This is a genomic window from Actinomadura sp. GC306 (assembly GCF_004348665.1).
Classification (GTDB): Bacteria; Actinomycetota; Actinomycetes; order Streptosporangiales; family Streptosporangiaceae; genus Spirillospora.
In genome coordinates, this window is the sequence record NZ_SMKM01000111.1 from 1 (window position 1) to 19,188 (window position 19,188).

Genomic DNA, 19,188 nt, shown 5'->3' on the forward strand with positions numbered 1-19,188 from the left:
ACCTCTTCTACCGGGGCTCCACGTCCCGTTTCCGGCCGGTCCCGTCTGTCCGCGAGTCTTCCCGAACATGCTCGATCATGTCCGAGAAGTAGCCACTGTCCGGATCATTCTTGCTGGCAAAACCTCAATAGTCCACGTCCTCTGGACGCTCGATGAACCGGTCGCACGACGTGGGGCCGCTTCTCCCCGCAGCACACACCGTCCCAGTCAACCGCCGTCCTAGGCCATCGCCTGAAGTGACCAATGGGCGGCGGTAAAACCGCTGCCGGCCTGGTGGCAAGGCCCGGCGACGTGAGGACTTCGGGGTCGTCGAGAGTCTGCCGGGGCCGCCCAGAAGATGCAGCCTGCCGAAGGTGAGGCCGCATAAGCGAGAGGGGGCGCCGCCGACTCGTTAGGAAGGTGACTCGTCAGGAGATGGAGCGACGGGGCGTATCCCTGTCCTGTGGCGGGCGGCAAGATCCCGATATGCCTGGGGGTTGGTGGCCACCCAGAACTCCGCGTTGGTGCCTGCGATGGGTCCTCTGACTTTGGCGGGGCTGCCCATGGCGACCACCTCGTCCGGGATGTTGGCGCCGCCCGGGACCAGCGCCCCGGCGGCGATCATCGAGCGGGCGCCGATGACGGCGCCGTCCAGGACGGTGGCATGGTTGGCGATCATCGCCTCGCGGCCGACGGTGGCCCCGTGCACCAGGCACAGATGGGCCACCGTGGCACCTTCCCCGATCTCGCAGGGCAGGTTGGGCGGCGCGTGCAGGACCGCACCGTCCTGGACATTGGCACCCGCCCTGATGATCACCGGCGCATAGTCGGCGCGCAGCACGGCGTTGTACCAGACGGACGCGCCGGCCTCCACGATCACCTCACCGACCAGCGTGGCCGTCGGGGCGACGAAGGCGTCCGGGTGCACGACCGGGGTTTTTCCCTCGAACGAGTAGAGCGACATGTGGATCAACCTATCCGCCCACGTCCGTGAACTCTTGAGGACCTATCTGCACGGGGAAGGGCCGATCGTCGTCCGCGTCTTCGCGGATGAGCACGACCACGGGGTGAGCGTTGAGGATTGGGACGCCGGTGATGGGCGGCTCACGATCGGACGGGAGGACCATGCGGCGGTGTCCGGTCGGGGCTCCTGCCGATGTCCGAACTCGTTGACTAAGCAATGGCGGAATTTGATGGACTGCGGGACTATGTCCGCCATGGCCCGGTTTCAGGACACTCTCACCCTCATCCCCGTTCCCCGCTCTCTAGTGGACGAAGTTGTTCGCGCACTGCTGGACGTCTTGGAGAAAGCGTCCCTCGGTAGCGACGATCTGGACGCCGGAGGCGATGGCTCTGGCAACTTGCGCCTGGTTGAAGGTGAGCATCTCACCGCCGGGGCCCGGTATCAGGTGCAGAAGTCGGACGATGACGAGCCTTACGCCGAACTCAAAGTGGTGTCCTGGAACCGCACCGGTGAATCGGAGGTCGAGATCAGGGCCGATATCGAGGACCAGGTCGTCAATGCGCGGGCGAAGCTGCGCACGGCCGGTCAACGGCTGCACACCCTTCGCGTGGAAGGCGACTACAAGGGGCCACGCCCGGTGCGCATGCTCATGCGCGCGAGTTGGGAGGCGGAGGGACGGTTCGAGGACTGGTGGGCCACTCTCGGGCCGCGCACCACACCGCCCATCTCCCTGCGGATCAAGCATCCATTCGCTCTGGCGTCCATTGCCATCGAGCGCGGAAAGGACGCTGACGACCGTTGGAGCGTGAACAGCACCGTCCGGCTCCGTGGTCGCTGGATCGCGCGTCCATTGGCTGCGGTCGGTCTGCTCGTCATGCGGAGCCGTATCCGCCGTGCTCTGAGCAAGCGTTGCGAACGAACTGAGGCCGCCTGGAACGGGGCGGTTCCGGGCATGGTGGAGCGGGGGTACCAGGAGCGCGTCGCCGTCCAGCATCAGGTGAAGGTCACGGCCGTCTCGCGTGAATGGTTCGATGAGTACGTGGCGGCTTTCCAACGCCACGTCGGAGAACTGCGCTTCGAGAACGGGCGCCTCGCGGACACGTCCGCCGATGTCCGGCTTCTCGAAGGCGAGCACATCCAGCCCGGCGCTCGGTACCGCGTCGCCCTGGACGAGAACGACGAGGGCGAGAGCCACGACGAGAGCGAGGGCGAGGAGAAGCGAACCGCCTCGCTGGACGTCAGCGTGACCGCCTGGGATGCGGACGGCCACAGTCGAATCGAGTTCACCACCTCGGAGAATGCGCAGACCGGATGGGTTGAACTCAACCCGACGCTTGTGCGGCTCGCGTTCGACGGCCAACACGAGGCCGTCACGCGGCTCAGCGTTACGGCCGAGGGAGACCTTGAGCGCTGGTGGGCAGGCGACGGTGGTCCGGCCTTCGTCGCGCGAATCGAGCAGCCACTCGGAGAGGGAACCTTTTCCGTCGTGGGCTCCCAGGCAGAGGACGACCACTGGACAATGGACGTCTCCCTCACCGCCGAAGGCCGCGGCTGGGGACGCCCGGCGATCGCCATAGCCGGTCTCCTCTCCGGCGGCGCCATACAGGACGAGTTCAAGGCCACGACCGACGAGGCGGCCGCCGACTGGAACGACGCCGTGTCCAAGGCGATCGAGGCCGGCCCCGACCAGGCGGCGAAGACGACGCTCCAGCGGCTCCTGAACAACTACACGGCCGGCACCAAGCCGGATTAGGGTGGCGGGCGTGGATTGGGTGGAGCGGGTTCTCGGCGTCCGACGCTACTCGCGCCACGGTGAACGCGCTCCTCACAAACCCCTCCTCCTGCTTTACGCGCTGGGGCGATTCCGCAACGAGGGACCCCACCCGATCGAGTTCTCGGCGGCGGAGAAGGACCTCGACCGGCTGCTCCAGGAGTTCGGCCCGCCCCGGCCGACCAGTGCGGGTTATCCGTTCCACCATTTGACGACCGACCGCCTTTGGGAGGTCACGACGGCCGATGGCGGGGGCAGTCCAGGTCCCAATGTGGGGCCGTTGAGGGCACTGCACGCGCGCGGCCGGTTGCATCCCAAGCTCGCCGCCGCGCTCACCGAGGATTCGGCGCTGCTTCCCCAATTGGTGCGGGCCCTGCTGGACGCCAACTTCGCCCCTTCGCTGCACGCCGACATATGCCAGATGGTCGGGCTCGATCTGGAGGACGCCGAACTGACGGCCCATGTCAGCGACGAGTTCGGGCGCCGCGACCCGGCATTCCGGCCGGGCGTGCTGGAGGCGTACGAGTACCGCTGCGCCTTCTGCGGTTACGACGGCTGGCTCGACGGGGTCGCGGTCGGGCTGGACGCCGCGCACGTCCGGTGGCGGACGTTCGACGGCCCCGACGAGTTGGGCAACGGGATCTGCCTGTGCGCACTGCACCACCGGCTGTTCGACCGGGGCGTGGTCGGCCTGACCGATGACCGCGGCATCACGGTGTCGCGCAAGTACATCGCCCGCGCGGCGACGTCCCAGAGCCTGGTCCTCGACCTGGCGGGACGGCGGGCGCTGGAGCCGCAGCGGGGCCTGGCGCCGGTCGACGCGGAGCACATCAGGTGGCACGCGAAGCAGGTCTTCCGTGCCCCGGCCCGCGCGGCCTGATCAGCGGATTTCGCCGGGCGGGATGCCGATCCTTCGGCTGTTCAGCCGAACTTCGCCGGGCGTCCGGCCTGGTTCGCCCCGCGAGCCGAGCTGGTTCGCCCCGCGAGCCGGGCTGGTTCGCCCTGCGAGCCGGGCTGGTGGGCGAGGTGGGGCCGCCACGACCAGTATGAGGAGCTGGGGCGTGCCGGCCGGCGCCTGCGTGGCACCGGCCCGGTTCACGTCCGGCTCAGGTCAGGGGCTCGGGTCCGGGGACGGGACGCCCGCGCCCGGCTTCTCCTGCTCGCCGTCCGGGTTGGTCATCGTCTCGTTCGCCGCGCCGACCGAGGTGACCTCGGTGACCTTCCAGTCGTCGCCGCGGCGCGCCAGCCGCATGTCGAGGTAGGAGCCGAGGACGCGGCGGGTGCCGGCCGAGCTGGTCACCTCGGAGTCCATGACGACGACGGCCTTCGCCGTGCCCGCCTCGATCTCCTCCAGGTACACGGCGCGGACCGTCGCCGTCGCGTTCGCCTTCAGCTTCGTGATGACGCCTTCGAGACCGCCGGTGAACGCCTCGTCGTAGGTCTTGGCGAAGTCGTCCGACGCCAGCCCGAGGACGCGGTCGCGCGCCGCCTGGAGCTTGGTGTGGTCGTAGCTGAGCAGCGCCTCGCCGAACTCCGCCGCGCTGGTGCGGACCTCGCGGCGCTCCGCGTCCCGCTGCGCCGCCTGGTCGGCCTGGTACCACTGCAGCCCGGCCGTGATGATCGACCCGATGAGCGCCACCGCGACCGTCGCCCTGACCAGCACGGCCTTGCCCGGCATCCGCGCCCGCGACCGCTTCCGGGCACCACCGTCGCCGCCGCCGTCGCCGGCCACCTTCTTGACGCCCCCCTCCACGACGGCCACCGGCTCACCGGGCTCGTCCTTGGCGGGCTCGTCCTTGCCGGACTCGTGCTTGCCGGACTCGCGCTTGCCGGACTCGCGCTTGGCGGGCTCCTTCTTCAGGGGCTTCTTCTTGGCGGGCTCGGCCTGGTCCTCGGTGGAGTCGTCCTCGGCGCTCGGCTCCTCGGCGGCGTCCTCCTTGGCGGGCTTCTCGTCGGTGGGCTCCTCGGCCTCGGCCTGCTCGTCGGCGGCCTGCTCGTCGGCGGGCTGCTCCTCGACCGGGTCTTCCTCCGCGGCAGGGTCCTCCGGCTTGCTGGGCTTGCTGGTGTCGGTCCTGGTCACGGGGTCCTCCGAGGCTTAGCTGGAACGGCGCCGGACGAGGGCGCGCAGTGCGTTGCTGGCGGTCGCGAGGACGATCACACCGCCGAGCACGGGGGGCAGCAGGGGCAGCCAGCGTGCGGACGGGTGGTCCTCGGTGTCGCTCACCGGCCGCAGGTCGGCGTTCGGCGATGTGCCCAGGGCACCGGTGCCGGGCCGCGCCCCCGGAGTGGGCTTGATCTTGGCGGCGGCCGCGGCGACCTCCGGGTCCTGGACGTTGGCGTCGCAGTAGGTGAGCTGCGGCGCGGTGGGCTTGGCGACCGGGGTCGTGTACTCGGTGGCCGCCTTGGAGCCGGTGAGGGTGATGACCGGCGTGACCCGAATGTACCGGCCGGTGGGATCGACCGCGGTGACGTCCTTCACGAGCGCGTTGAGGGTCGGGACGAGCCGCAGCACCTCGTTGATCTTCCGCTGGTTCTCGGTGGTCATCAGCGGGGCGGTGGGCGTCGCCGCCGCGGTGAGGAGGCAGTTGAGGCCGGGGCGGGCCTCCTGGAGGAGGGCGTGGATGTTCCGCATGGCGCCGGGGCCGTCGTCGAGGACGATGTTCATGTCGCGGGTCGACTGCCGCAGGGAGGTGCTGACCAGCGCCAGGTCGTTGACGCCGGAGGCGATGTCGCCGCGGTGCGCCGTGAGGGTCGCGGTGAGGCGGGTCAGCTCGCGGGACAGGGCGTCCAGCGTGCCGGCCTCGGCCGCGAGGGTGCCGGTCAGGCGGTGGGTATCGGAGATCATGTCGTGCAGGTCGGTACCGCGCCCTTCGAGACCGGTGGCCAGTTCGTGCACGAGCGTACGGGTATCGCGCGGGTCGACGGCGTCGAGGGTGCCGCTGATGCCCTCGAAGAGCTGCTTGTAGTCGGTGGTCCCGGCGGTGCGGGAGATCGGGATGTGGTCGCCGTTCTTCAGCGTCCGCGACCCGTCGGCCTTGCCCGGCGTCAACTCGATGTACGGTTCGCCGATCGCGGACTTGCGCAGGACGCGGGCGCCGACGCCGGCGGGGATCCGCGCCTCGCGGCGGATGTCGAGGTCGACCGCGACGTGGTCGCCCTGCAGCCTGATGTCGCCGACCTCGCCGACGGCGACGCCGAGGTGGGTCACCTCCAGGTCGCCGTGCAGGCCGGGCGAGGTCTCGAAGTCGGCCGTGACGGTGAAGGGCCGTTCGAGCGCGTCGATGTGGATGAGGCTGCGCACGGCCCACACGCTGAGCGCGATGCCCAGCAGCAGGAAGAAGATCAGGTTGATGGCGACGCGGGGATATCTCATGAGCGCGGCCTCAGCAGTCCGTTGAGGTCCTGCCGCCCGCCGGACGCCGCGGTGGTGGTGGCGGCGCCGGGATGCGGCAGGAAACCCTTGATCCAGAGGAAGAGGAGCGCCTGGCCGCTGTGCGACACGGAGGGGCCGCGCAGGAAGTCCAGGACGCTCCCGGTGAGCGCCTTCAGCTCGTCGCGTCCGCGCAGCGCGGCGGTGAGCAGCTCGTCGGCGCGGGCGAGGAGGGCGGCGAGCCGCGCGGCGTGGCGCTGCTGCACCCTGCCGTTGACGGAGGTGGCCAGTTCCAGGAGCGACTGGATGGTGCGCTTGAGGTTGTCGCGGTCGTCATGGAGGCGCTGGGTGGCGAGTTCGACGTTGCCGGGCAGCCGGTCGATCTCCTTCGAGCCCTGCCGCAGCGACGTGCCGAGCTGCGCGAGCGAGTCGAGCGCGCGGCCCAGGTCGTTGCTGGCGGCGGCGTACTGGTCGCCGACCTCGGTGGCGCGGGCGATGAGCGTGTTCAGCTTGCGTCCCCGGCCGCCGAGCGCGGTCGCGGACTCGCTGCTGATGGTGGCGAGGTCCTGGCCGCCGAGCGCGGCGAGGAGCGGGCCGACCTTCGCGCTGATCTGCTCCAGGTCGGGCTGGACGGCGGTGCGGTCGATGGCGGCGCCGGACGCGAGGTACGGGCCGGTGTCGAGGCGGCGTCCAGGCGCGAGGTCGAGCCGCACGTAGTTCTCGCCGAGCAGGGACGACTTGGCGATCGTGGCGGTAGTGCCGGTGGGGACGCGGTGCTCGTCGCGCAGCGACATGGTGACGCGGGCGCGGTAGCCGTCCAGCCGGACGGTGGTGACGGTGCCGACGCGGATGTCGGCGACCTGGACGCTGTGCCCGGGGACGAGGCTCTGCACGTCGTCGAACGTGGCGTGCAGGGTCAGGTCGCCCTTCGGCGCGCCGGCGGTCTGCAGGGAGCAGCCCCCCAGGCCGATGATCAGGACGGCGACCAGCGCGCAGGTCATGAGTTTGCGTGTCATCACGGCCCTCCCGGCGCCGGAGCGCAGTCACCGAGGTCCTGGTTGCCCTCGACGCAGGGGACGGTGCCCCAGCCCATCGCGGTGAACAGCGGCTGGAGCCACGCCCGGACGGTGCCGTGCACGACGACGCGGATGGTGGCGACGTGGTTGCGGCGGTCCCACGCGTCGATGGCGACGTTGGCGAACCGGCCGAGGCTGTCGATGGCCTGGGTGAGGCCGGCGACGTTGCCCTTGAGCGTCAGGATGATGTTGGACAGGTCCGCCACGGTGCTCGGCAGCGTCTCGCGGTAGGCGGTGACGAGCACCTCGCTCTTGCGGATGGCGGCGGCGAGGCCCGCGATGAAGTCGCGCAGCGCCTGCCGCTCCTGGGCGAGGGTGCGGCCGGTGCTGGAGAAGGACCTGAGCAGGTCCGACAGCTTCCGGTCGCGTGCGTTGAGGTCGGCGGCGAGGGAGTGCAGGCCGTCGGCGAGGGAGACGATCCGCTTGTCCTGCGCCGCGAGGTCGCGGGTCAGCTCCGACGTGTTGTGCAGGGCGTCGTTGATGCCGTCGCCGCGGCCGCGGAGGGATTCGGCGGCGCGGTTCACCGCGGGCCCGAGGGCGCTGCCGTCGATCGACTCGTTGAGCTTGGCGAACGCGGCGAGCGCGTCGTCGATCTCGATGGGCAGCTCGGTGCGTTCCTGCGGGATGACGGTGCCCGGCTTCGCCTTCGGCATACCGGGCTTCCACACGGGGTGCAGGCTGACGAACCGCTCGCCGAGCGCGTCGGCGGCCTCGATGGCGGCGTGCGCCTCGGCCGGGACGGGCACGGTCCTCTTGACCTCGAAGTCCACGCGGACGCGGTTGCGTTCGCTCTTGATGGAGGTGATGGTGCCTGCGTCGGCGCCCATCACCTTCACCTGGGAGTCCTTGTACAGGGACGGCGCGCTGGGGAAGTAGACGGTCATCGAGTAGGTGGGCTCGCCCACCATCCCGCAGCCGCCGAGGGACGCGGTCAGGGCGAGGGCGGTGACGGCCGCGACGGAACGCTTCACCACCGCGCCGTACCTGCCCCAGCCGTTCGCGGGCGTCTTCCCGTGCGCCAGGGCCTCGTCCTTCAGGGCCTCGTCCGTCATCGGCTCGTCTCTCATCGCCGGGCCTCCGGGGGTGCGAGTTCGGCGAGGCCGGCGAGGTCCTGCGGGGACAGCGGGCCGAGGCCGGTCGCGAGGACCTCCAGCCAGGGGCCCTGCCCGCCGCTCCCGGCCAGCCCGGACAGCGTCGGTCCCGCCCAGGCGAGCAGCGTGTTGAAGTCGCCGGTCGCGGGGCGGAGGGTGCCGAGGGTGCCGCGCAGGTCGGCGACCAGCGACAGCAGCTTCGCCTGCTGCCGGTCGATGACCCGGGTGAGGCTCTCGACGGTGCGGTTGCCGCTGCCGAGGAACGCCGACAGCTCGGCGCGGCGCTTGCGCAGCTCGTCCAGCATGATCTGGACGTTGGTGAGCAGCCGCGACAGCTCGGCGTCCTTGGCCTTGGCGAGCTTGAGGACGCGGTCGCCGTTGGACAGCAGCTCCTCGATCTGCGGCTCGGACTCGTTGACCGTCTCGGCGAGGTCCGCGAGGTTGGACAGGGCGTCGCCGAGCCTGCCGCGGTCCTCGTCGCCGATCCCGTTCAGCTCGGCGACGATCTTGTTGATCGCCCTGGTGTCGAGCTTGGAGACGGTGCGGGCGGAGTCGTCCAGCACGTTGTTGATCGTCGTGGGCACCTGGGTCCGGTCGAGGGGGATGCGGCGCTTGTCCTCCGGCATGTCGGCCAGGTGCGGCTTGGCGACCGGGCCGGACAGCCGCAGGTACCGGCCGCCGAGCACGTTGGCGACCTTGATCTCCGCGCGGGTGGCGGGGCCGAGGTCGATCTCGCCGTCCACCTTCCAGCCGATCACGACGTGGCCGCGGCGGTGGTCGGGCTCCACGGACGTGACCTCGCCGACGCGGACGCCGGCGACCCGCACCTCGTCCCCGGAGCGCAGGTTGCCGGTGCCCTCGAAGACGCCGGTGATGGTGTAGCGGTCCTGGAGCAGCCCGCGGGTCCCGACGAAGTAGACCGCGACGACGAGCGCCATCAGCGTGCCGGCCGAGACCAGCCCGACGACGATCCGGTTCCGGTCCCGGAACGACTTCATGGCCATCTGGACCCCCCGACCGGTGCCGGCACCGGCGCCGCGCCGCGGCGGCAGGGCTTCATCACCACTTGGTCCCCCCGACGATCAGTTTCTCCAGGGCTTCCGGCGTGTTGACGCTCTGCGCCCCCTCGCGCGGGCCGGGCAGCCGCGTCGGGTACGGGCAGGGCGGCGCCGCGAGCGTCAGGCAGGGCATGGCCGCCTCCACGAACTGGCCGTTGTCGACGGCGGCGAAGATGTTGCGCAGCTTCGGCGTGATCGACTTCAGGACCTGCAGGACCGCGGCCCGGTTGCGGCTCACGCCGCCGCTGAACGCCGCGAGCCGGTGGATGACCTGGCCGAGTTCGCGCTCGTTGCGGGCGAGGACGGCGTCCGAGGTCCGGGTGAGCGCGGCGAGCTGGACGAGGCTGCCGTCGACGAGCTTGCGGTTGTCGGCGAACGCGTCGCCGAGGCTGACGAGGTCGTCGATGGCGGAGCCGATCTGCTTGTCGCGGCGGGCGATGATGCCGGTGACGGTGGCGTAGTCGTCCAGCATCCGCTTCAGCAGCGCCCGCCGCCGCGCGATCGACGCCGACAGGACGTCGATGTCGGCGATGAGCCGGTCGATGTTGTCGGCGTTGCCGTCGAGGGCCTCCGACAGCGACACCAGGACCGTGTTGACCTCCTTGACGTCCAGGCTGCGGACGAGGGGGCCGAGCTGCTCGATCAGGGCGCTGCCGTCGACGACGGAGCGGGTGCGGGTGATGTGCGCGCCGGGCCGCATCTTGTCGGGGCTCTTGCCCGGCACGAGGTACACGACGCGGCGGCCCATGGCGTCCCGCCAGCGGATCGCGGCCTCGCTGTCGGCGGGGACCTTGACCGTGTCGCGGACGGTGAGGCGGACGCGGGCCTTGCCGTCCACGACCTTCACCTCGTCCACCTGGCCGACCGGCGCCCCGGCGATCTTGACCTCGTCGCCCTTCAGCAGCCCGCTGGCGTCGTCGAAGGTGGCGCTGACCTGCCAGCCGCCCTCGGTGTCGACGCGGGCGATCTGCATCCCGATGAACGCGGTGAGGACGCCGGTGACCGTCACGAACGTCACCAGCCGGATGACCAGGCCGGCGCGCTCCCGGGACTGCTTGCTGCCGAGGAACCTCGCCATGTCACCCACCTCCCGGGGCGGGAGCGCCGTAGGGGCCGCACAGCCCGAGGAGCAGCCCGCACGGGTCGGACGGCAGGTACCCCTGGGAGCGGATGTAGTTCTTGCCTTCGACGCCTTGCAGCGACGTCAGCTCGCCGTAGAGCGGCAGGATCTGGTTGCCGGTGCGGACGCCGTCGCCGAGGAGGCCGAGCTGGGCGTAGATGATCCGTGCGGTGCGCTCGGAGGAGCGGAACGCCTGGCCGAGCTGCCCGCCGCGCTTGTCGAACCCGTGCGCGGCGAGGAGCGACACGTCCGACAGGCCGTCGGCGAACCCGGCGAGCCTGCCCTTGCCCTGGGCCGCCGCGTCGATCACGGTGTTGGTGTTTCCGGTGATGCCGGTCAGCTCGTCGCCCTTGTCGGAGACCGCGCCGGCGAGGTCTGCGGAGTCGCCGATGAACCGGCGGGCGTTCATGCGGTTGCGGTGCGCGACGCCCAGCAGGACGCCCGTCTGGTCGATGGTCTCGCCGAGCCGGGCGCCCTGCCCGTCGAGGCCGGCGGCGATCGTCCGGACGATGACCTGCACCTCCCGCGCGTCGACGGCGCCGAGGGCGGTGTCGGCGCGGCCGAGCAGGTCCGACAGGTCGCGCGGGTCGGAGGTGCGGGTGATCCGCGCCCCGGACGCCAGGTAGGGGCCGGTGCGGGAGTGCGCGCCGGGCAGCAGGTCGACGTACTTCGGGCCGAACGCCGACGCGGGCACGATCGACGCGGTGACGGTGTCGGGGACCTTCGTCCCGGGGTCCAGCCGGAGGGTGAGCCGGGCCCGCCCGCCGCCGGTCAGCCCGACCTCGTCGACCGCCCCGACGGTCACGCCGCGGATCTTCACGGGGGCGCCGCTGCCGAGGCCCTGCCCGGCGCGGCCGAACTCGGCGGTGAGCACCGTTCCCGGGTCGCGCCAGGGGCGGGCGACCAGCACGTACAGCGCCGACGCCAGCACCGCGAGCGTGATCGCGCTGATCAGCAGGCGGCGGGGCAGCGAGATCTCGTCATTGATCATCCGGTGAGCCTCACGGTCGCGCCGCTGCCCCAGAAGACGTAGGACAGCAGCAGGTTCAGCACGACGATGACGATGATGGACAGCCGGATCGCCCGGCCCGCGGCGCGTCCCACACCCGCCGGGCCACCGCTCGCGTAGTAGCCGTAGTAGCAGTGGATGGTGATCACCGCGAAGGCGAACACCCCGACCTTGATCGCGCTGTAGACCAGGTCGATCGTCGGCAGGTAGAGCCGGAAGTAGTAGTCGTACACGCCGGGCGCCAGGTCGAAGAAGCCCGTGCTGATCAGCCGGGTCGCGAAGAAGCTGGCGAACAGCGCGATGAGGTACAGCGGGACGAGCGCGATCAGCGCGGCCACGACGCGGGTGCACACGAGGTAGGCGAACGACCCGATGCCCATGACCTCCAGGGCGTCGATCTCCTCGGAGATGCGCATCGCGCCGAGCTCCGCGGTGAACGCCGACCCGCACTGCGCGGCGAGCGCCACCGCCGCGATCACCGGGGTGATCTCGCGGACGTTGGCGAACGACCCGACCAGGCCCATGAACGACTGCGCGCCGATCGACTGGAGCCCGGTGTAGCCCTGCAGCCCGACCTCGGTGCCGACGAAGAACGCCATCGTGAAGATGACGAAGATCATGCCGCCGCCGACGACGCTGGCGCCGACGCCGACGACCACGTCGCTGACGTGCCGGGCGATCGTCTTGGTGTACTTGCGGCGCAGGATCAGGTCCCGCACCGAGTACAGCAGGATGCGGTAGATGAACACCGGCCACTGGGCCAGGTCGCCGGAGCGCTCCAGCGCCGCCGACCCGGCGCGCGCGGCGCGCGGGGCGACCTTCTCCATCACGGGCAGTCCGGCCATCAGATCCTCGGCGGGAACGCGACGAAGTACACCGTCGTGATCACGTAGTTGAGGGCGAACACCAGCAGGAACGCGACGACGATCGCGCGGTTGACGGCGCGGCCGACGCCGACGGGGCTCGCCGCGCAGGTCATCCCCATGTAGCAGGCGACGATGGCGGCGACCACGCCGAACAGCCACGCCTTGAGCAGGGTGACCAGCAGGTCGGAGGTCTGGAGCAGCGACACCGCTCCGTCGAAGTAGGCGCCGGGCGTGACGTCCTGCAGCAGGACGTTGAACACGAAGCCGCCGGCGGCGCCCGACACGATGACCAGGGAGGCCAGCAGCGTCGACACGAGGCTGGCGGCCCAGAGCCGGGGGGTGACGAGCCGGTGGACGGGGTTGACCGCCATCGCCTCCATCGCCGACAGCTCGTCGCGGATCCGGCGGGCGCCCATGTCGGCGGTCATCGCCGATCCGCCCGCCCCCGCGATGATCAGTGCGGCGGCGATCGGCGCGACCTCGCGGACCAGGCCGACCACGACGGCGCCGCCGGTCGCGGACTGGGCGCCGAGCTGGGCGGCGAGCTGGCCGACCTGGAGGGCGACGGTGGCGCCGAGGGGCAGCGACACCAGGATCACCGGCAGGCTCGTCACGCGGGCGAGGAACCATGCCTGCTCGATGAACTCCCAGATCCAGCTCCGCACGTCCCAGGTCCGGCGGACGGCCTCAAGGGCGATGACGAACAGCTCGCCGACCTCGTCGAGCAAGCCGTGGACCCGCCGCGGGATGTCGATGGCGGACAAGGGACCTATCACTTCCTTCGCGATGGCATGGCCTGCGCAAGTACGCACTTACTAAAGTGCAAGCACATGTGTACAGGCGGTCGGGCCGCGCTGACAAGCCGGGTGGCGGAAAGGGAACCGGCGGGCCCCGCGTGCGCCTGGCGCGAAGACGTGATCACGCGGGGCCGCCGGCGGTCTGGATTCGGCGGCCGTTCCGGGGCCGGGAAGCTCCCGGTCAGTCGTCGAAGATGTCCTGCTTCCCCTTCCGGTAGCGCTCGCGGGCGAGCTCCGTCCCCCCGTCCGGACGAGTCCGGGGAGGGGCCGGTGAGCGGCCCCGCACGGGGGGTGCGCGGGACGACTCGAACCACTGGTGCCGGGCGGTCAGGGCTCCGGCCCGCCGCCCGGTGATGCAGACACTAGAGCCTTATTGGCGCTACGGCAATAGCTTATTGGCGGTGCGCCAATAAGAGACCGGCCGAACACGCTGCGGGACGCGCCCGACGTCGGGGGCCCGCGGGCGCCGCCGGCCTACCAGCGGTCGAGGTGCAGGACGCGTCCAACGTCCGGGGCCCACCGGAGCGCGCCGTGCCGCCGCGGCCTACCAGCGGTCGCGCGCGGCGAGGTGCAGGACGCATCTGACGCCCGGGGTCCCGCCGGGCGCACGCCTACCAACGGTCGAGGTGCAGGACCTCGTCCAGGGGGACGCGGGGCGCAGGGCGGAACGTGTCGCCGGTGTAGTAGGCGGTGGGGATGAGCGCGCCCTGGCGAACGTCCGCGGGGAGGCCGAGCAGCTCCGCCACCTCCGCCTCGTAGACGAGGTGCAGCGACGTCCAGGCGGTGCCGAGCCCGCGCGCCCGCGCCGCGAGGGCGTAGCTCCAGACGGCCGGCAGCAGCGAGCCCCAGAGGCCGGCCTGGTTGCCGGCCGGGAGCTTCCCGCCGTCCAGCCGCAGGCACGGGATGACCAGCACGGGCACGTCGCCCATGCGCTCGGCGAGGTGGGCGGCGCTGTCGCCGACGCGGCGCTGCACCGCGGCGCGGTCGGGGTCGTCCCCGTACAGCGCGGCGGCCGACGCGCCGGACGCCGCGTACGCGCTGAACGCGCGCCGGTAGTGCTCCCCGATCGCCGCGCGGGTGTCCGGGTCGGTGACGACGATCCAGTGCCAGCCCTGCCGGTTGCTCCCGCTCGGCGCCTGCAGCGCGATCTCCAGGCACTCGCGGACGAGGTCCAGCGGCACGGGACGGTCCAGGTCGAGGCGCTTGCGCACGGTGCGCGTCGTAGTGAGCAGTTCGTCCGGGCCAAGCGGTAGCGTCGTCATGATGCTCATGGTGCCCCAGTTGCGGCGGGAAACCGCCGTTACGAGCTGGTGTTCCCGGAGTTCGGCCGCGCAGTCAAGCGACTCCACCTAGTCTGTCGGGATGGGCACTGCTTCGGACGTTCCTTCCTCTATGTCCAGACTCGGGTGGCTCGACGCGCTGCGCGGCGGCGCGGCCCTGGCGGTGGCCCTGCACCACGCGAGCTACGTGTACCTGCCCTCCGTCCGGACGTGGCTGACCGACTGGTTCGATCCCGGCAGATGCGGCGTCCTGGTGTTCTTCCTGGTCAGCGGGTACATCATCCCCGTGTCGCTGGAGCGGCGCGGCAGCGTGCGCAATTTCTGGATCGGCCGGTTCTTCCGCATCTACCCGCTGCTGGCCGTGACCTGCCTGCTCGCGGTGCTGCCCTTCCTGCTCGGCGTCCTCGGGCTGCGGGCGGGGCTGGAGCAGTACTCCCCCGCGACCGCCGTCCTCGCGCACGCGACCATGCTGCAGGACCTCCTCGACGTCCCCAACGCCATGAACGTCCTGTGGACGCTCTCCTACGAGATGGCCTTCTACCTGCTGATCGTCGCGCTGTTCGTGGTGGGCGGGCACCGGCGGTCCGCGTCCGTCTCCCTCGTGCTCACGGTCGTCGCGCTGGTGGCCGTCTCGCTGACCGCGACCGGGCTGCTGACCGGCACGTACGCGCCGCACGCCCTGCTGTCGCGCACCGCGGGCGCCGGCCCGGTCGTCGCGGTGACCACGGCGGCGCTGGTGGTCGCGATCGCGGCGGCGGTGTCGAACCGTCCCGCGCCGCGGGTGGCCGGCGGGCTGCTCGGCGGCCTGATCGCCCTCGTCCTGGTGACGGTGAACGGCCGCATCGGCGCCTGGGAGGGGCTGATCATGCTGGCGGTCATGTTCCTCGGCACGGTCGTCCACCGCGCCGAGCACGGCCAGATCACCCGGCGCACCGGCGCGCTGACGGCCGCCGCCGTCCTGGCGGGCGCGGTCGCCGCCGGGACGTGGCACAACGCCCAGGGCGGGTTCCACGCGCAGCTGGTCTGGTCCGGGGCCGTCCTGCTGGCCGCGGGCACGTTCGCGCTGGCCTGGCGGTTCCGCGACCGGCGCTTCCCCCGCTGGGCGACCGGCCTCGGCACGATCAGCTTCTCGGTGTACCTGCTGCATCCGCTGCTGCTCATGGTGGTGGTGCAGTTCCTGGAGATCCCCGCACGGCAGGACCTGCTCGGCCTGACGCTCTTCCTCGCGGTGCTGCTCGCGCTGAGCTGGGCGTCCCACCGCTGGATCGAGGCCCCCGCCCAGCGCCTCGGCCGCCGCCTCACCCGCCCCGCCCGGCGCCAGGAGGCGGCGGCGAAACCCCGCGTCCTCACCTCGGACCTGAGCTGAAGCGACATGTCCGGCAAATAACCATGTGCGGGCTGCGCGGATACTAGATCATTACGCGGTGAACACCTGGCTCCCCGAACTGATCGTCCGGCACACGCACCGCGTCCCCGTCCCCGATGGGCCCCGCGGAGACGGGGCCGCCGCCGCGCGCCGCCTCGACGCGACCCTCATGCCGGCCGGGTTCAAGCTGTCCCGGGACCTCCTGGCCGCGCTGTCGGAGCTGGCGGAGCCGGCCGTCCTGGACGTCGCCGCGCGGACACTGCCTGCCGTCCAGGAGATGGCGGGCGACCACGTCCGCCACAACGCGTACTTCCGCGACTTCCCGGACAACGTGCCCGACACGCTGGAGTTCTGGGCGGACCTCCTGCGCAAGACGCTCCTCGACCCGGTCGCGGAGTCCGCCGCGAGGGAGTCCCTCAGCAAAGGCACCTTGAACCTGCTCTCCCTCTCCGGCTACGGCGTCTACCGGCACACCTACGAGGACATGCTCGCCGTCCACGACGAGCTGATCACCGCCGCCGGCGACCGCGTCACGGTGCTGCACCTCGGCCACGGCCTCGCCGCCGAGGGCGAGCGCCTCTACCTGCGGCTCGCGGGCAGCACGACACCGCTCGGCGAGGACGGCCTCACCGCCCTGCGCGGGCTCGCCGGGCGCTACGCCGACGGGACGCAGCCCGAGCACATCCCCGTCCGGGAGAACCGCGCCCTCATCAACGAGGCCCGCGTCACGGCCGGTGTCGCCCCGCTGGTCGACACCGTCACCGACGTCCTGCGCCTGGCGTGCGCGCTGTCGGGCGGCGACGTGACCCTCCAGGAGCCGACCCGGTTCGGGCCGCTGCCGCGTCCCGTCCGGCGGTCGCTGCTCGCCGCGCTCGACGGCGTGGTGGCCGCGGACCCGGGCAGGCTCGGCGACGTCGCCGCCCGGCGCGAACCGTGGAAGCGGCTCGGCGAGCGGCTCCACCCGCACGAGTACCCGCGGTGGCCGCACGCGGCGAAGGTGTTCGCGGTCGCCCGCGGGGAGCAGCGCGCACCGTCGTTCGCGGCGCGGATCGAGGCCCGGCTCGCCTCCGGCGACACCGCCGGCGCCGCCCGCGCGGCGGCCGGCGCGCCCGGCCTGCTGTTCCGCTCGCTCGACCGGCTGCTGCGCGGCGCCCCGGGCGCGGAGCACGCCGTCCTGGACGCGGCGCAGTCCGTGGCGCACCGGGTGTCGGGCCGGGTACTGCTGTCGGTGCGCGAGCACCTGCTGAACCGCACCGACGCGCCGGGCGGTTCCCGCGTGTTCGCGAACCGCCTCGGCCGCGGCGTGGCGACCCCCGACACGCGCGCCCCACTCGATCCCGACGCGGTGGCGCGGCTCTCGGACCTCATCGACGCGGAGATCCGCGGGCGCCTGCCGTCCTTCGGGCACCTGGTCGTCGACCCGGACGCGCTCGGCGTCGCGCTCCCGCTCAGCGGCAAGGCGGCCGGGCACGGCCTCGGCGTCCTGCCCCGCGGTTCGGTGTCGCCCGTCGACGGGGAACTCCTGCGCTTCTTCATCCACTGGCGGCAGCGCGAACGCAGGACCGACTTCGACCTTTCGGCGCTCCTGCTCGACGAGAACTACCGCGACCCGGAATGGCTGTCCTACACCAACCTCACCACCGTCGGCGGAACGCACTCCGGCGACATCACCGAGGCCCCCGAAGGCGCGTCGGAGTTCATCGACCTCTCCCTGCAGAACATCAAGGCGCGGTTCGTCATCCCGCAGGTGAACGTCTACTCCGGCGAGGGTTTCGACGAGGTCGAGGAATCGTTCTTCGGGTTCATGCTCCGCGACCGCGCGCAGCAGGGCCGCCCCTACGAGGCGCGGACCGTCCGGATGAAGTCGGACCTGCGCGGCGCCGGCCGGATCGCGCTGCCGCTGCTGTTCATGCGCGGCGACGACGGCCGTTGGCGCGCCAAATGGTTGCACCTGCACATCAGGGGCCACCTGGAGTTCAACCAGGTCGAGGGTAACCGGGTGACGACGGCGACGCTCGTGCGCGGGATCGCGGAACGCCGCTTCCTCACCGTCGGCCACCTGAAGGACCTCCTCGACACCGAGCGGACGACCCTCTGGGACGGCACCGCCCCGCCCGGCCCGGTCACCTACATCGGCCTCGACCGCCCCGAGGGCCTGCACCCGGACTCGCGGATCTTCACTCTCGCGAATCTCGGCGACCTGATCCCCGCCTGACTGCTAGCCTGATCTCCGCGAGGCCATGAGAGGGCTTCCTTCTTACATTTCGTAAACCCAGCCCCCTCGCTTCCCTCGCACCCCACGCAACGGGCGCCCCCACTCCAAGGCGGCGCCCGCTTCGCGTTCCCAAAGGCCTTTGAACAGTGGAAGGCCACCTAACCCCGCTTCTCACCAGAAGCCGAAGTACGCTTGCGCGCGCCCCGGCCTGAGCAACAGATTAGAAGCTAAAGGCGATGCGGCCTGCGCCTATTGCTCTACGTACTCCTCGGACAGAACTCTGTATCCCGCGACCTCGTTCGGCAGCCGCAGTTCGCGCGCCTGAGCCGTCGCGACCATGCTGCTCAGCATCCCGTTCATGGCCTCGGGAAGGGCAGCGGCGGCATCACCCAGCGCAGGGTCCGCCATATACGTCTGAACGGTGGACATGCGGCGCAGGATCTCCTCAACGGCCTCACCGAAGCCGAAGCTGATGATCCTCGGGTGCCGCCTCCAATCCGGATCGACCAGCGCCTGGTGCGGCTCCTGCCACGCGGTGGTCGGGCGATCGGTGGGTGCGCCGTCGGTGAGCAGGAACACGACCGGCCGCAGTACGCTGTAGCCGTGCTCCTGCAGTAGCGGCACGTCGATGTCGATCCGGTCGCGCAGCAGGTCGAACAGCGGGCCGAACCGGGTACCGCCGTGGCAGCGCAGCACCGGCATCTGCCGCATCCGCGTCAGCTCGGTCATCTTCACGACGACGGTCGGCTCAGCCGAGAACGCGACGATCGACAGGTGCACGAACTCCGAGACGCGCGGGTTCAGGTACAGCTCCTTGACGATCTTGGCGAGGGTCTCGTTCAGCAGGTCCTCGTGCTGCGCCATCGATTTGGAGACGTCCAGGGCGATGTAGGTCGGCATCGCCTTCCCGCGGTCGGGCACCGGTTCTCCGGGGGCGGTCATGCGCTGCGTCCTTCCTGATGTGGACATGTGGACGGGGTGGTCAGGACCGGGTGTTCCGGTCAGGGCAGCAGGGCGGCCACGAGGCCGCTCAGCAGGAGCACCCCCAGCACACCCAGGCACGCAACGATCAGCGGGACGACGAACCGCTCCGCGCCCACGGGGACCGCGGACGTAAGGTCCCGCTCGAACGGGTCGTGCTCAATGGACGGTGCGGACGCGGCCCGGCGGGCGGGAGCCGCGGCCGGAGGAGGCGCCTGGACAGGATCGGGCGCGGGGGCCCGGGC

The 19,188-nt window shown here is 71.3% G+C and carries 17 protein-coding genes; 4 read left to right on the top strand and 13 right to left on the bottom strand.

The genetic code is table 11. The features are described 5' to 3' along the window. Positions 1-391 precede the first annotated feature (391 nt). Entirely contained in the window at positions 392-943 is a 552-nt protein-coding gene (locus E1200_RS17235; RefSeq protein ID WP_131953053.1) for a gamma carbonic anhydrase family protein, read from the bottom strand. On the opposite strand from E1200_RS17235, the gene E1200_RS17240 reads away from it, so the two are divergent. Together E1200_RS17240 and E1200_RS17245 are read left to right on the top strand one after the other, a co-directional pair. Next, a complete protein-coding gene (locus E1200_RS17240) occupies positions 942-2,696 on the top strand; it encodes a hypothetical protein (RefSeq protein ID WP_131953054.1) in 1,755 nt (584 codons plus the stop codon). The genes E1200_RS17235 and E1200_RS17240 overlap by 2 nt on opposite strands. Before the next feature lie 10 nt (positions 2,697-2,706). Further along, positions 2,707-3,594 (top strand): phosphorothioated DNA-binding restriction endonuclease, encoded by an 888-nt coding sequence (locus tag E1200_RS17245; protein WP_131953055.1) that lies wholly within the window; start codon positions 2,707-2,709, stop codon positions 3,592-3,594. 231 nt (positions 3,595-3,825) lie between these two features. On the opposite strand, the gene E1200_RS17250 is transcribed toward E1200_RS17245, so the two are convergent. From E1200_RS17250 to E1200_RS17295, 10 genes are all read right to left on the bottom strand, one after another. After that, positions 3,826-4,794, bottom strand: a complete 969-nt coding sequence (locus E1200_RS17250; protein WP_131953056.1) for a hypothetical protein — start codon at positions 4,792-4,794, stop codon at positions 3,826-3,828. 15 nt (positions 4,795-4,809) lie between these two features. Continuing rightward, on the bottom strand, positions 4,810-6,087 hold the full coding sequence (locus E1200_RS17255; RefSeq protein WP_131953057.1) for an MCE family protein: 1,278 nt from the start codon (positions 6,085-6,087) through the stop codon (positions 4,810-4,812). Next, positions 6,084-7,100 carry an MlaD family protein gene (locus E1200_RS17260; RefSeq protein ID WP_131953058.1) on the bottom strand — a complete coding sequence of 339 codons (1,017 nt, stop codon included), beginning with the start codon at positions 7,098-7,100 and terminating at the stop codon, positions 6,084-6,086. Before E1200_RS17260 ends, E1200_RS17255 begins: the two co-directional genes overlap by 4 nt. Continuing rightward, positions 7,100-8,227, bottom strand: a complete 1,128-nt coding sequence (locus E1200_RS17265; protein WP_131953059.1) for an MCE family protein — start codon at positions 8,225-8,227, stop codon at positions 7,100-7,102. The genes E1200_RS17260 and E1200_RS17265 overlap by 1 nt, the downstream gene beginning before the upstream one ends. Further along, positions 8,224-9,255: an MlaD family protein gene (locus E1200_RS17270; RefSeq protein ID WP_131953060.1), complete on the bottom strand. Its 1,032-nt coding sequence runs from the start codon at positions 9,253-9,255 to the stop codon at positions 8,224-8,226. The genes E1200_RS17265 and E1200_RS17270 overlap by 4 nt, the downstream gene beginning before the upstream one ends. Positions 9,256-9,310: 55 nt before the next feature. Then, a complete protein-coding gene (locus tag E1200_RS17275) occupies positions 9,311-10,387 on the bottom strand; it encodes an MCE family protein (RefSeq protein WP_131953061.1) in 1,077 nt (358 codons plus the stop codon). A 1-nt stretch (position 10,388) separates the two neighbouring features. After that, positions 10,389-11,420, bottom strand: a complete 1,032-nt coding sequence (locus E1200_RS17280) for an MlaD family protein (protein WP_131953062.1) — start codon at positions 11,418-11,420, stop codon at positions 10,389-10,391. After that, entirely contained in the window at positions 11,417-12,283 is an 867-nt protein-coding gene (locus E1200_RS17285; RefSeq protein WP_243708631.1) for an ABC transporter permease, read from the bottom strand. The genes E1200_RS17280 and E1200_RS17285 overlap by 4 nt, the downstream gene beginning before the upstream one ends. Further along, positions 12,283-13,068 carry an ABC transporter permease gene (locus tag E1200_RS17290; protein ID WP_243708632.1) on the bottom strand — a complete coding sequence of 262 codons (786 nt, stop codon included), beginning with the start codon at positions 13,066-13,068 and terminating at the stop codon, positions 12,283-12,285. Before E1200_RS17290 ends, E1200_RS17285 begins: the two co-directional genes overlap by 1 nt. A 644-nt stretch (positions 13,069-13,712) precedes the next feature. Beyond that, on the bottom strand, positions 13,713-14,363 hold the full coding sequence (locus E1200_RS17295) for a nitroreductase family protein (RefSeq protein ID WP_165950345.1): 651 nt from the start codon (positions 14,361-14,363) through the stop codon (positions 13,713-13,715). 130 nt (positions 14,364-14,493) lie between these two features. Here E1200_RS17295 and E1200_RS17300 point away from each other — a divergent pair, with 130 nt between their 5' ends. Together E1200_RS17300 and E1200_RS17305 are read left to right on the top strand one after the other, a co-directional pair. Then, the gene (locus E1200_RS17300; protein WP_131953064.1) at positions 14,494-15,747 is read left to right on the top strand and encodes an acyltransferase; all 1,254 of its coding nucleotides are present in this window, start codon (positions 14,494-14,496) and stop codon (positions 15,745-15,747) included. A gap of 58 nt (positions 15,748-15,805) precedes the next feature. Next, positions 15,806-17,962, top strand: coding sequence for a TerD family protein (locus E1200_RS17305; RefSeq protein WP_131953065.1), 2,157 nt, complete (start codon positions 15,806-15,808; stop codon positions 17,960-17,962). A 249-nt stretch (positions 17,963-18,211) separates the two neighbouring features. On the opposite strand, the gene E1200_RS17310 is transcribed toward E1200_RS17305, so the two are convergent. Further along, a complete protein-coding gene (locus E1200_RS17310) occupies positions 18,212-18,904 on the bottom strand; it encodes a hypothetical protein (protein ID WP_131953066.1) in 693 nt (230 codons plus the stop codon). Between the two features lie 59 nt (positions 18,905-18,963). Next, a partial coding sequence (locus E1200_RS33760) for a hypothetical protein (protein ID WP_207933394.1) occupies positions 18,964-19,188 on the bottom strand: 225 nt, incomplete at its 5' end.